We start from the raw sequence: 13,686 nt of genomic DNA, 5'->3' as shown, positions 1-13,686 counted from the left end.
CTACCACCACTTTCGCTAAGCTCAAGTGGGGGATTCTAAAAGCGTTAGCGCTTAGGCGACTTTCTCACGAATGTCACAAGTTTTCTGTTTCAACGGGCGACCTTTACCGCATCCTCCCTCCGCAGACAAAACGGCATGTCCTGCCGCAAGAATATTTTTAGCTGCATTCACATCAGCATTTGCTTTATGCCCGCATTGGACGCACTCAAACTTAGCTTGGGTTTGTCGATTTTCTTTAGCGATATGCTTGCATTCAAAGCAGGTTTGGCTGGTGTAGCGTGGGTTTACTTTAATGAGCACCCCGCCTGTCCAGTGCTGCTTGTACTCAAGCATATCAATCATCATGCCCCAGCCTTGATCCAAAATGGATTTATTCAATCCTGACTTGGCTTTGACGTTACGCCCTTTGTTTTCTAACGTACCGCTTGCAGACTTCGACATATTGGCTACTTTTAAGTCCTCACAAGCAATCATGGCGTGGTTTTTGCTGATCGCGGTGGTGATTTTATGCAAGTAATCATGGCGAATATTGGCGATGTGATGGTGTAATTTTTGAATCTTACGGTTCTGCTTTTTCCAGTTTTGACTGAATAAGACTTTTCTACTTAATTGGCGCTGTAATGCGGCCAGTTTAATTTGATTGGCTTTAAAGCTGTTTTTGGGTTTGATGTATTGACCGTCTGAGGTGGTAATGAGTTTAGTGACACCTAAATCAATACCTATGGCGCTTGTAGAGGGGTGAATTGGGTTTTGATCCAGTGCTCGCTCACACCCAAAAGACACGTACCAGTGCCCTAATTTCTTGCTAATGGTGACGTTTTTGATGGTGCCGATGATGTCTTGCGATTTTCTAAATTTCACAAATCCCACGCCATTAGGTAGTTTGACGCGATTACCCTCAACACGGCAATATTTATCAAACTGAACCAAGCGCATGGAGTCACAGCCATCGGATTTACGTTTAAATCTTGGCATCAGTTGTCGTAGTTGAATCTCTGTGCCATCGCTTAGCTTAAAGAACTTGGGTTTTCGGAGCTTCTTTTTATTTTCTTTGAGCCTGGCATGAATTTTAGGATCAAAAAAACGTGACCAAGCAGAGGCGAGATCACGTACTTTTTGTTGTAAGGACACGGCATTGGCATGGGTTCTTAAGAAGTCAAAATCAGGATTGTTCTTTAGATCCATGATTTTATTAACCAAGTTGGTGGCATTAATAAATTCATTTTTGGCAAACATCTCAAATGAGATCGCTAGTATTTGATTCCAAACAAAACGTGCAGAGCCGACAAGATTATTTAGAATAATCTCCTGCTCTGCATTAGGCTCAAGCCTAAACTTATACGCTTTGTTGATTTTCATTACCGCAACTAATTTTGTTTGATAGAATATAAATTCTAAAGATTATTTAGATTTCATACAGTAGCTAATTTGTATAAAAATATAATAAACACTAGGCGAAATTTACCTCCACCCTAATGTCGGGTGGAGTCCTCTTTCGCGGTTTTGATAGCATGAATAACGCGACAAAGGATGTTTTATGAAAAATAACCATACGCTCATTATCGGCGGCGGTATCGTCGGTGCAACCCTTGCGCTAAAACTGGCGCAAGCTGAAATGCCAGTGACCATTATTGATGCGCGCCCTGAACGTAGCGAGGCAGATTGGCAGCAGGTGCTTGGCAAGCGGGATGCGCGCGTTTATGCATTAAGTCTTGCCAGTATCAACTTACTCAAAGACGTGGGCGCTTGGCAAAAGATAGCGGCATCAGAGCGTAAAGCCGATTATTCGCAAATGCAGGTCTGGCAGCTAAATGGTCGCGGCGAGTTACTGTTTGGCGATAGTGGCGATAGTGGCGATAACAGTAATGGCAATAATAGTAGTAATGACAGTAATCAAAGCTCTGAGCCAAAAATGCTCGGTAGTATGGTTGAGCCTGCGGTTATCGAATACGCATTGTGGCAGTGTTTAACTGCCGCTGATGTCAGTCAATATCTAACCGTTATCGATGGGCAAAAGGTTGTCGATATGGACTGGCTTGGTAGCGCGCAAGGTTACCGTGTGACCTTAGATAATGGCAGTGTGATTGACGCGCATTTATTGGTTGGTGCTGACGGTCGCGGCTCGTTTGTACGCAGGCAGGCGGCAATTGAGCTGGATGTGCTTGATTATAATCAAACCGCGATTTGCTGTGCCATTCAAACCGACAAGCCGCATCGAGCAACCGCCCGTCAAGCCATGCTACCAACTGGTACATTGGCCTTATTGCCACTTGCTGATATTACTGATGAAGATAAAGCCAACCCGCAACATTGGCAGTCGATTGTATGGACATTACCACGCAACCAAGCATTGGCATTGTTAGAAGAAACGCCTCGCTATATCGCTGATAAATTGGCTGCTGCCAGTAATTATGAGCTGGGCGCTATCCGCGAGATTGAATCCATCGCCAGCTTTCCGTTAGCCGCGCAGCAAGCAAAAAGCTACGTCGCGGATAATTTAGTCTTAATCGGTGATGCCGCGCATGGCGTGCATCCGCTGGCAGGTCAGGGGCTGAATTTGGGTATGCTCGATGTGAAAGCATTAAGTGAACAACTCACCCATGACTATGCGCGTAGCGGCAATAAGCTCTGGGGCACGAACCAAACCTTGCGTAGCTATGAGCGTCTGCGTCGTCCGCATAATAGTTTAATGATGCACAGTTTTTCGGCGCTTAATTGGCTGTTTGCCGGCTCGCTTGCGCAGATGCGTCCGATTCAGCAACTTCGTAATGAAGGTATGTATCGCGTCAGCAAAATTAAACCATTGATGCGTCTGTTTGCCAAGCAGGCAAGTGGGGTCTAGGGTTTGAACTGAACGTTTTATATGAACTAAGGATGGCGTATGAAAAATAATTCATGGATGACGATAGGCGTGGTAATAGCTAGTTTTATGTTAGCTTCCTGCCAATCTGTACCCAAAAACACCATAATCAATAAAAAGGCAGACAACACACCTAAAGTCATGATAGAGCCACATGCAGATACAGACAGTGATGGCGTCCCTGACATCATAGATAATTGTCCGAACACCCCTAAGGGTGTGGTGATGGATGAGTATGGTTGTCCTCTCACCACTATTGGAACTGGTTTACAAATGGAGTATCGTGCCTTTTTTGCTAAAGGTAGCAGTGAACTAACATCTAAATATCAGGTTGAACTGGATAAAGTAGCCGCAAGAATGAAAGAGTATGATAGCGCTATTTTTAAAATTGAAGCGCACATTTCAGAGGATGAAATTAATAAAGAGTTAAGCTCACTACCTAAAAACAGAGCACTGATAATCAAAAACTACCTTTTATTAAAGCATAGTACAGAATCTAGTCGATTGATGACTTTAAATTGTGATGCTAGAGCGCCCATTGCACCTAATGATACTGAGGAGGGTAGAGCTTTTAATCGTCGGGTTTATGGTTTATTAACTGAGCCTGATAGTGACTATCCTATCAATTTAAAAGACGGCATCTGCGTTGAATTTTAAAGAGAGTTTTTATTGATAAATAGCTGTCATCTCAACATAAACAAAAAATTGTTTTTGAAGGTATTCAGAGAGGGTAACAATGCGAATGAATAACTGTAGCACTTTATTGCTGCTAGCAACATCTATAGTGTTAGCTGGCTGCCAAACCACTACAACTGCGTTGTCTAAAGAGTTGCCTCAATATGAGAATATTAGGACGATGCAAGCAGAAATTGATTCAGATGGCGATGGAGTGCTTGATGATATAGACGAGTGTCCTGAAACGCCACCTAACGTAGTAGTTGATGCTAAAGGCTGTCAAATAATAATTGAGGGAGGCGACGCGCTTGAAATGGAATTACATGGATTTTTTGCACCGCTGAGTAGTCGATTAATTAACACCTATGATAAAGAGTTTAAAAAAATTGAAGAAAAGCTTAATGAATATTTAGACGCTAACATTTTTATCTTTGGGCACTTGTCATCGAATGAGCTTGCATTATCAAAGGATAATGACAACTTATCACGCCAACGTGCACTTACTATTAAAAACAGACTTATAACCGAGCATCATATCGAATCTGACCGTATTACTACTTATGACTGCTTAGATCGGTATCCTTCTACCAATATAGATCTGAGTTATGATGATCCAGAACAGATTGAATCCAAAGACAGAAGAGTGGTTTTTAAGGCAAGCAGACAAGTCAAGGATTTGTCGAATCTAAAATACGCAGGTGATAGAGAGAGTTATGGTAAGTACGCTAAGCACTGTGAGCCGTTTGAATAACAACGACTGATTTTCATCAACCGTTAAAAGTTACCCTTACCCCAACGCCGAAAACAACACCATCAGCACTGGCGAGACAATATTAATAATAAAACCAAAACTAATCGCCAGTGGCACGACTTTTAGCCCGCCAGATTGTTGAATAATAGGCAGGGTAAAGTCTAAACTGGTCGCGCCGCCAGGTCCTACCGCTGCTGATGGATATTTACGCATAAAAACAGGAATAAATAATAGCGCAAAAAACTCACGTATTAAGTCGTTAAATAGCCCCACACTGCCCCAAACGGCGCCATAAGCATCGGTCATGATAATCGCTGACAGTGAATACCAACCAAACCCAGATGCTAGTGCCAAGCCTTTTGTCCATGATACATCGGTAAACATCAGCGCGAAAACAAGTCCGCCAGCCAGAACGGCTAGTGTAAAGATGATACTCATCTCGACGCCACGTTTATTGAGTAAGACTTCCTTTAAGGTAATGCCCGAGCCTTTTAAGCCAATGCCAACCAGTAAGATTAATACCATCAGCATTGCGGTCATGGTGTTTTCAGGCGGCATATAATCCACGGGTAAGAGATAGCCAATCACCATGCCAATTACCACACAAATTACTTGTGCCAAGCTGCCACGAATACTAACGCGATGCTCTTTGGATTTGACGCTGGGCTTTTTGGCATGCCACGGGCGCAGGCGGTCAAACAGCATGAGAGCAAATAAGCCAGTGCCAATTGTCAATATAGACAATATCGTGACATAAAGTGCGATTTCACCTATTTGACTGCCCAGCCCTTCGACTTGTGACAGCTCAATACCGATGAGGGTTAAGATGACATAAACCAAGTACGACAAGCCTTTGTCAGCAAGCTTAGTCATTTTGGGATTGGAGGGGATGGCAAAGCCAATAAACATTGGCATTAAGACCAAAACAAGGGTAATCAGGCTTTGCATGTCGGCAGACTCGTCATTTTTAAACAAGGCGTTTTTGGGAGGGCATTTCTCAGAAGCTGGGGATTGTATCATATCAGGCAAGCAATACTGACACTACTCAAGCAAAATTCGACATGAATGTGCCAGTTTAGGGCGGACTAGCAGCCAATTGCCAATGCATCATCTTTATTAATTAAAGGGAGGTGGTCTTGGCTATGTTTAACGGATTTATCTACGCAAAGATTCTGCTCATCTGATTGCTTTAATAGAGGCTCAATCACACTCGTCCGAGGTGTGCTCGTTAAGTTGGGATAGTCTTTTCGGTAATGGCCACCGCGGCTCTCATGACGCTGATAAGCAGATTGAATGATTAAGGTCGCTAATTGCAACTGTCTTGCTAATTGAAAATAGGGCAGCTCATTCAAAATAGTAGCGTTGTCTTTATTGTCGATAGCTAGTTGATTAGAGTCGTAGCCGTTAAGTTGTTGTTGCCATTGCTGTATTTGCAAAAGTGCTTGTTCTAATTGTTTAGCATCACGGGTAATACCCATATGAGAGGTCATCAAAGCCTTTAGTTCGGCGGTTATTCCAGTGATATCAGCATTTATATTGACGTGGATGTTGTGATTGTCATTACAGTTACTTTCATATTCAGTAGACGATGGCAAAGTAATGCGCTGACTGTCTTTAAGTATTGGCGCTGTCCACGTATCATGAATTGCTTGGTTTGCATTAAGATGAGGTAAAGTTGTTTCTAACGTTTCTATTGCTGCTAAATAGCGCGGCAAGTCAGCGGCGATATTGCGCCCAACGACCACACATTCTAGTAGAGAATTGCTTGCTAAGCGGTTTGCTCCATGTAAACCTGTATAAGCAACCTCACCAGCAGCATAAAGCCCTGCCACATCGGTCAAACCATTAGCAGACGTCACTACACCGCCGCAGCTATAGTGAGCGGTAGGGGCAACTGGAATGGGGTCGGTAGTGATATCAATGCCAAGCTCTAATAGCGTTTGATAAATCTGCGGGAAATGCTCTTGCAAAAATTCCGCTGGTAAGTGACTGACATCAAGATGTACATAGCCAAGTCCGTTGGTATTAATTTGCTCAGCGATGGCACGGGCGACGATGTCTCTTGGAGCCAGTTCTGCACGCTTATCAACATCGAGCATAAAACGTTTGCCCGTTTGCGGACAATACAAGCATCCACCTTCGCCGCGCAGTGCTTCGGATATTAGAAAGCTACTGTTATCTAAGGCTAAGCCAGTCGGGTGAAATTGAATAAATTCCAAATTAGCCAAGCGGCAGCCCGCTTGCCAAGCCATCATAACCCCATCGCCGACACAGACGTTCGGAGCACTAGCACGCTTAAACAGTTGTCCTAAACCGCCACTTGCCAATACGACAGCGCGACTATGAAAGGTAAGTTTACGTTGATTAAGGTAATCAAAAACAAGCGCACCTTGACATTGCTTATTTGGATTAGCGTTATTTTTTAAAAGGCTCAGTGCTTCATGGTAGGGCAAGATAGTAATATTGGATGCAGCTTGTGCTTTTAGAGTCAAGGCTTCCATAATATGCCGACCAGTGGCATCATCGGCATGTGCAACTCGCCGACAGCCATGACCGCCTTCTTTGGTCAGATGCAAATTGCTAGTCTGTAATGCCGCTAAAGGATTTACATTATTATATGGCTGTCTTTCCTGTTGCGGAATCAGGGTAAAGGGCACACCCTGCTCACATAGCCACTGCACGGCTTGCTGTCCAGCGCTGAGGATATTAGTGGTATTATCAGTCTCACATAATCCTGCACCAGCGATGAGTGTATCAGCGATATGATCAGCGACACGGTCATTCTTATCTAAGCTGGCTGCAATTCCGCCTTGGGCATAATGGCTTGAGCACACTTCTATCGCGGATTTACTTAGTACTGTCACACTTAGCGATTTTGGCAAGGCGAGAGCAGTGCTTAGTCCTGCAAGACCAGCACCAATGATAAGGACGTCTGTCTGGACAGTATCCTCAGCATTATTTGAAGTTACCTTATCCGCTGACCATGCCTCGTTCATATTACGCCGCTCCAACATTGGCAAATAATTCGCGGTCTTTGACAATGTCACCACTTGCAGCCACCCGTTGCTTTTGCGCTTCGGCAAAATCAAGCATACGTTGGAGTGGTTTTTTGGCAGCTGTCGCCAGCTCTTGCGTCATGAGCACTTCACCGCTGCGCTGAGACAGACATTGCTCAATCCCTTTTAGGCCATTCATTGCCATCCAAGGACAAAATGCACAACTTTTACAACTGGCGCTCTCACCAGCGGTCGGGGCAGCTAAGAAACGTTTGTGTGGCGAGCGCTTTTGCATCTCGTGCAAGATACCCAAGTCGGTAGCAACGATAAAGGTATCGGCATCCATCTCATAAGTTGATTGTAATAGCTTACTGGTTGAGCCAACCACGTCGGCAAGCGCGACGACGCTATCAGGTGACTCAGGATGTACCAATACTTTAGCGTCTGGATACTCCTCTTTTAATTGCATGAGCTCAGTCGCTTTAAATTCATTATGTACGAGGCAAGACCCTTGCCACAGCAGCATATCCGCGCCAGTCTCTTGCGCGATGTATTTACCCAAATGACGGTCAGGGCCCCAAATGATAGGCTCGCCTTGCGCATGCAGATGACGAACGATATCGATACCAACGGACGAGGTCACGACCCAATCAGCACGCGCTTTGACCGCAGCACTAGTGTTGGCATAAACCACCACGGTACGCTCAGGATGGGCATCACAAAATGCGGAAAACTCATCAGCAGGGCAGCCTAAGTCAAGCGAACATTCCGCTTCCAAGTCTGGCATCAGTACCGTTTTTTCCATGCTTAGTATTTTTGCCGATTCGCCCATAAAGCGTACGCCAGCGACGACCAAGGTTTGCGCGCTATGCGCTTGCCCAAAGCGTGCCATCTCCAATGAGTCACCAACACAGCCGCCTGTTGCTAACGCTAAGTCTTGGATAAAAGGGTCGACGTAGTAATGGGCAACTAATACGGCATTATTATCTTTCAACAGCTGCTTAATATTATCTTCAACTGCGAGACGTTCGGCACGTGGCAGGTCTGCCGGTATTTTAGCTTTGGCATATTCGATGTTCATTTGAGTCGCAATGCGATTGTCATTGCTCATGATGGGCGCGTCATAGGGATAAGTTTTCATAAGTGCAACCTTTAGTACATTAACGACAAATGAGGCGTCGTTAGAAATGAGACAGTTAAATACGGTAAATGAATAAAGTGTTTTAATTATGCTCATTTTGAGCATAAATACAAGTATTTTTTATAATTAACTTAAAAATTGAATTAAATGTCTGTGGGTTTTTTTCAAATGTGTCATCTTTCTTACATTGTTGCTCTCGCATTTATCTTCCAATATTTATTACAGTGCAATTGGTATATTTACAACGGCAGGCTATGATAGTTTTAGATTCACGCTATACTAAGCAGTGTTATAAAAGTCATAATTTGTAGCTTTTTCACTGCATTCTTCAAGATAAAGGATATTTACTAAAGCCATGACGTTGTCTTACTCACATGCACATCAACAGGGTAGTGGCACTACAGAAGTGGTCGCCGTGTTGGTGGCTATTACTGAGCATACCGCCCGCGTTTTAACGGTGGATCAAGGTAAGCTTTTGCCCAATGGACCCCTGATGCCATTGCACCGCTCGTTGCAAGCTGGCGTACGCCAGTGGGTTGAAGAACAAACCCAGCAGCCGCTCGGTTATTTAGAGCAGCTATATACCTTTGTCGATACCAATAGACGCAATGTCGATGGCCATGCGTTGGTGTATGTCAGCTACTTAGGATTGGTGCAAGAGACGCAAACGCAGCAGCTACAGAGCCAAGCTCTATGGCGAGATTGGTATGATTATTTTCCTTGGGAAATTCACTTAGAGGGTAGGCCAAGTATCATCATGGATTTTATTGTGCCAGCACTATTAGAGTGGGCAAATGACACAAAAGATGCCATCGTTCAACAGCGTCGTCGTCAGCGCATTGGCTTGTGCTGGGGATTGAGTGAAGGGTTCTTAGCAGGCAATGATTTTGGAAATTGCGAAAATAAAGATGCTGGCCTTGATGCAGCGAGTGATAACAATCAGGACAATCGAGAGTGGGTTGCCGAACACGTACTACTACGCTATGAGATGCTATATGAAGCGGGGCTAATCCCTGAAGCACCGACCTATCCACCCAGTTATTCAGCTAACACTCAAATTAGTACCCAAACCAGTACCCAAACTAGTGCTCAGACCAGATCTTTACCTGAGAATTGGTCGCAGCTGATAGGTGCGCCCATGTATTATGATCATCGCCGCGTGATTGCTACCGCCATTTCACGTCTGCGTGCCAAGATTGAATATCGACCGCTTATCTTTGGCTTGATGCCAGATGTTTTCACCTTATCACAGTTACAGCAAAGCGTTGAGGCATTGTCAGGCGTGCGCTTGCATAAGCAAAACTTCCGTCGTTTGCTAGACTCACAAAACCTTGTAATGGAAACGGGGCAGAGCAGTAGCGCTCAACGTGGTCGCCCTGCCAAGCTTTATCGCTTTCGCCACGATATTGAGCTACAAAGCCTACTCATGGATAGTAAATTGCCCAAACGCAAATAGTGCCGATAGTATTAATGTCTGCATAAAGCTTCCCCCATTCGGTTTAAATATAAATTGTTAAATAAATAAAATAACGCCCTTTTCTTGCGAGGCTAGGCGCTTTACGTTATATTTATGCTCATTTTGAGCTTAATAAAATAAAGCTTGGATTAATAATGCGCATTTACCATGTAAAAGCCATCACACAAAAATAAGGGTGAAATATGACAGTTAAACAAGAGCCAGCATTGGATGAAGTATTACTTAAGCCCTTAGTGGAAGCCGCTTTAACTGAGGATTTGGGTAGACGTGGTGATGTGACCTCGCAAGCAACTATCCCAGCGGATATGCAAGCACAACTACAAATCAAAGCGCGCCAAGCAGGTGTGATTTGCGGTATGGATCTGGCAAGACTGTCTTTTGCTTTGGTTGATGCGCAGATAGAGTTTATTGCTCAGGTTGTTGATGGCGAAACGGTTGCAGCGGGTACGGTATTGGCGATTGTCAGCGGCAATGCGCGTCATCTATTGACAGCGGAACGTACCGCTCTAAACTTTATGACCCATCTCAGTGGTATTGCAACGGCAACACGGCAGATTGTCGATAGTGTGGCAGAGTATCCCGCGCAAATTACCTGCACGCGTAAGACTATTCCAGGTCTACGTACGGTACAGAAATATGCGGTACGCTGCGGCGGCGGGCGCAATCATCGTTTAGGGTTGGACGATGCGATTTTAATCAAAGACAATCACATTGCCATTGCAGGTGATATAAATACTGCGATTAAGCAAGCGCAAGACTTTGCAGGTCACCTGATTCCGATTGAGGTTGAAGTCGATACGTTAGCGCAGTTAGAGCAAGCCTTAGAGGCTGGCGTGAGCTTGGTACTTTTAGATAATATGTCACCTGAAACGTTATCGAAAGCGGTTACCATGTGCAAAGGTCGCGCCAAGACCGAGGCATCAGGTGGTATCACCCCTCAAACCGTGCAAGCGGTAGCAGAAACCGGTGTTGATTTTATTGCGATGGGTTATTTGACGCACAGCACAACGGCGCTAGATATCGGGCTTGATTTTAGCGCCTAACGTCAGCGCTTAGTCTGAGTTTATATTTACTTTTATGAGTTAAATCTCGGATTAATAGTCTATTAAAAGGGCAGATTTGTATGGATATCCTATGGATTTGGTAAGGCTTAAGAATTAAGCGAAGTTAATGATTTAATTGGTTTATCTGCCTGTGCTACAATGCCGCTGCTACCGACTATAAGGTCATCGTACACGCGCACGACGACCTTATCTTTTGCCTGATTTGCCCAATAGATAAGCGAGCGCTTAGTGAATACTGAAATCATCAAGATAATCTTAGCCTTTATGGTATTGATTAATCCCTTTAGCGCTTTGACCTTATTTTTGGATTTGACCCGCGGTTATTCAATGAATAATCGACGAAAAGTGGCGCGTGTTGCTTGTTTAACCATTTTTATCACCATCAGTTTTTTTACCGTAGCAGGCGAAACCTTACTTAAATTGCTTGGTATCTCGATTGGTTCGTTCCAGTTGGCAGGTGGTATTTTGGTGTTTTTGATTGCCCTAAATATGATGAATGGTGATGGCAACCCTGTTAAGCCTGACCAAGAAAATTTCGATGTAGAGTATGACAAACATGCTGCACCCAGTACTGCATCTGCTGTCGTGCCATTGGCCATTCCTATGATGATTGGACCGGGTGGTATCTCAACAGTAATTATTTACTCATCGCAAGTTTCCGGTATGTTGCAAGTCTCTGCTATTTTGATTGCGGGTTTGTTCATCAGTTTATTCTGTTATTTAGCCTTGATGGCGGCAGGTCGCATCAGTCGTCTATTGGGTGATACTGGTCTAAACATCATGAGCCGAATCATGGGTATGCTCCTAGCCGCTGTCTCTATAGAGATTATCGTGAATGCCTTGCGTACACTATTTCCTGACTTAGTCTAGAACGTGTCCTCAATTCAATCGATGGGCATCTAAATGGGCTAAAAATGGCTAGATTTTGTCAAACTTCGTCAAATAGCTGGGTAATATCCCGATATTAACTGCACTATTTTCCTTGTTTGGCTACAATTTATCTCATTTTTATCACCATTTTTAAGATGAGGATACGCCCTAATTATTTCCTAAGTGCTCATTGCTTTTATCTGGCTTTTTAATAACGGCTCTCACAAGCTATATTCTATCAAAATTGCAGCCCAGCCCTCGCCAAAAGATAGTATTCATCAAAAACCTCATTTCTACTTGCTAAAAGACTGCCTCTTAAAAAGTCATCTCTTAAGTGGATTTTAAAATTAATTGCTGATTTTAAGACCTATGATCAATTACCAAAAGTATTAGCAAAAAACGTCAATTATGAAATTATGTTATAATAGGGGTACGATAATTTCATAGGAGTTAGTTTTGAGTAAGAAAAGGATTGCTATTTTAGGTGCAGGTCCAAGTGGTTTGGCGCAGTTGCGTGCTTTTGAAGCAGCTCGTTTGGCTGGCGCACAGAACTTGCCTGAGATAGTTTGTTATGAAAAGCAAAACGCTATCGGCGGCATGTGGAATTACAGCTGGCGCACAGGTTTAGACAGAAACGGTGAGCCTGTTCACGGTAGTATGTATCGCTATTTATGGTCGAATGGCCCTAAAGAGTGCTTAGAGTTTGCCGATTATTCGTTCGATGAGCATTTTGGTGAACCTATCCCATCATATCCACCCCGTGAAGTCCTAAAAGACTACATCATGGGTCGTATCGATAAGCAAGATATTCAAAAATACATCCGCTTTGAGTGCCCAGTACGTTGGGTGTCATTTGATGATGAAACGCAAAAATTCACCGTGACGGTAATGAATCATAAAACCGATGAGCAAGAAGTGGAAGAGTTTGATTATGTCGTGGTTGCGACCGGTCATTTCTCAACGCCAAACATGCCATACTTTGAAGGTTTAGAAGCGTTCCCCGGTCGTATTCTACACGCTCATGATTTCCGTGATGCATTGGAATTTAAAGACGAAGATATCTTACTTATCGGTAGCAGTTATTCTGCCGAAGACATTGGCACGCAGTGCTACAAGTATGGCACCAAATCAGTCACGATTAGCTATCGCACACAAGCACTTGGTTATGACTGGCCGGAAGGTATTAAAGAAGTGCCATTAGTAACGCATTTTGAAGATGATGTGGCACATTTTGCTGATGGTACGAGCCAAAGCTTTGACGCTATCATTATGTGTACCGGTTACTTGTTCCACTTCCCATTCATGCCTGATGAGCTGCGTTTGCAGACGCATAACTGCTTGTATCCAGCCAACTTATATAAAGGTATTTTCTGGCAACCGAATCCAAAACTGATTTATTTGGGTATGCAGGATCAGTATTTCACCTTTAATATGTTTGATGCGCAAGCATGGTACGCACGTGATGTGATACTGAGTGATATCGAATTGCCTGATTTGGCGACTCGTGAAGCAGATGAGCAAAAATGGTTGGCGACTTATGCTAAGTGTGCAACGGTCAGTGACTCCATTGATTTTCAAGCCGCTTATATTCGTGACTTGACCAATGGCACCGATTACCCAGAGTTCGCGGTAGAAGAGCAGGGCGAGATTTTAAAGGAATGGCAAAAAGATAAAGCTGAGAATATCATGACCTTTAGAGAAAAGGCCTATCGTTCTACTTTAACTGGAACGCTATCTCCTGAGCTACCAGAACCGTGGTTGGATATCCTTGATGATTCGCTAGAGCATTTTTTAAACTTAACCTTTGTTAAGCCTAAAAAGCGCAAAAAAGCGTCCTAATAAGAAGTCATTA

At 43.8% G+C, this 13,686-nt stretch carries 11 protein-coding genes; 7 read left to right on the top strand and 4 right to left on the bottom strand.

Features of this window, described 5'->3' with window-relative positions:
* Window positions 1–51: 51 nt before the first annotated feature.
* Complete coding sequence (locus tag JMX94_RS01150) at window positions 52–1,359, bottom strand: RNA-guided endonuclease TnpB family protein (protein ID WP_201562520.1); 1,308 nt, start codon at window positions 1,357–1,359, stop codon at window positions 52–54.
* A gap of 178 nt (window positions 1,360–1,537) precedes the next feature.
* On the opposite strand from JMX94_RS01150, the gene JMX94_RS01145 reads away from it, so the two are divergent.
* From JMX94_RS01145 to JMX94_RS01135, 3 genes are all read left to right on the top strand, one after another.
* The gene (locus tag JMX94_RS01145; RefSeq protein WP_201562518.1) at window positions 1,538–2,842 is read left to right on the top strand and encodes an FAD-dependent monooxygenase; all 1,305 of its coding nucleotides are present in this window, start codon (window positions 1,538–1,540) and stop codon (window positions 2,840–2,842) included.
* Window positions 2,843–2,881: 39 nt separating this feature from the next.
* Window positions 2,882–3,517: an OmpA family protein gene (locus JMX94_RS01140; RefSeq protein ID WP_201562516.1), complete on the top strand. Its 636-nt coding sequence runs from the start codon at window positions 2,882–2,884 to the stop codon at window positions 3,515–3,517.
* 79 nt (window positions 3,518–3,596) lie between these two features.
* Window positions 3,597–4,286, top strand: a complete 690-nt coding sequence (locus tag JMX94_RS01135; protein ID WP_201562514.1) for an OmpA family protein — start codon at window positions 3,597–3,599, stop codon at window positions 4,284–4,286.
* 36 nt (window positions 4,287–4,322) lie between these two features.
* Here JMX94_RS01135 and JMX94_RS01130 read toward each other — a convergent pair whose 3' ends face one another.
* From JMX94_RS01130 to nadA, 3 genes are all read right to left on the bottom strand, one after another.
* On the bottom strand, window positions 4,323–5,234 hold the full coding sequence (locus JMX94_RS01130) for a lysine exporter LysO family protein (RefSeq protein WP_201562755.1): 912 nt from the start codon (window positions 5,232–5,234) through the stop codon (window positions 4,323–4,325).
* Window positions 5,235–5,371: 137 nt separating this feature from the next.
* Entirely contained in the window at window positions 5,372–7,282 is a 1,911-nt protein-coding gene (gene nadB, locus JMX94_RS01125) for an L-aspartate oxidase (protein ID WP_201562512.1), read from the bottom strand.
* Between the two features lies 1 nt (window position 7,283).
* On the bottom strand, window positions 7,284–8,423 hold the full coding sequence (gene nadA, locus JMX94_RS01120; protein WP_201562510.1) for a quinolinate synthase NadA: 1,140 nt from the start codon (window positions 8,421–8,423) through the stop codon (window positions 7,284–7,286).
* A 355-nt stretch (window positions 8,424–8,778) separates the two neighbouring features.
* On the opposite strand from nadA, the gene JMX94_RS01115 reads away from it, so the two are divergent.
* The 4 genes from JMX94_RS01115 to JMX94_RS01100 all read left to right on the top strand — a co-directional run bounded on the left by JMX94_RS01115 (window position 8,779) and on the right by JMX94_RS01100 (window position 13,673).
* Window positions 8,779–9,879 carry a hypothetical protein gene (locus JMX94_RS01115; protein WP_201562508.1) on the top strand — a complete coding sequence of 367 codons (1,101 nt, stop codon included), beginning with the start codon at window positions 8,779–8,781 and terminating at the stop codon, window positions 9,877–9,879.
* 203 nt (window positions 9,880–10,082) lie between these two features.
* Window positions 10,083–10,943 (top strand): carboxylating nicotinate-nucleotide diphosphorylase, encoded by an 861-nt coding sequence (gene nadC / locus JMX94_RS01110; RefSeq protein ID WP_201562507.1) that lies wholly within the window; start codon window positions 10,083–10,085, stop codon window positions 10,941–10,943.
* Between the two features lie 249 nt (window positions 10,944–11,192).
* Window positions 11,193–11,834, top strand: coding sequence for a MarC family protein (locus JMX94_RS01105; protein WP_201562505.1), 642 nt, complete (start codon window positions 11,193–11,195; stop codon window positions 11,832–11,834).
* 456 nt (window positions 11,835–12,290) lie between these two features.
* Window positions 12,291–13,673 (top strand): NAD(P)-binding domain-containing protein, encoded by a 1,383-nt coding sequence (locus JMX94_RS01100; RefSeq protein ID WP_201562503.1) that lies wholly within the window; start codon window positions 12,291–12,293, stop codon window positions 13,671–13,673.
* The last annotated feature ends 13 nt before the right edge of the window (window positions 13,674–13,686 follow it).

The sequence above is a fragment of the Psychrobacter sp. CMS30 genome (assembly GCF_904846565.1).
Classification (GTDB): domain Bacteria; phylum Pseudomonadota; class Gammaproteobacteria; order Pseudomonadales; family Moraxellaceae; genus Psychrobacter; species Psychrobacter maritimus.
Note: the sequence above shows the minus strand (reverse complement) of the source record. Positions and strands in the feature narration are given on the sequence as shown.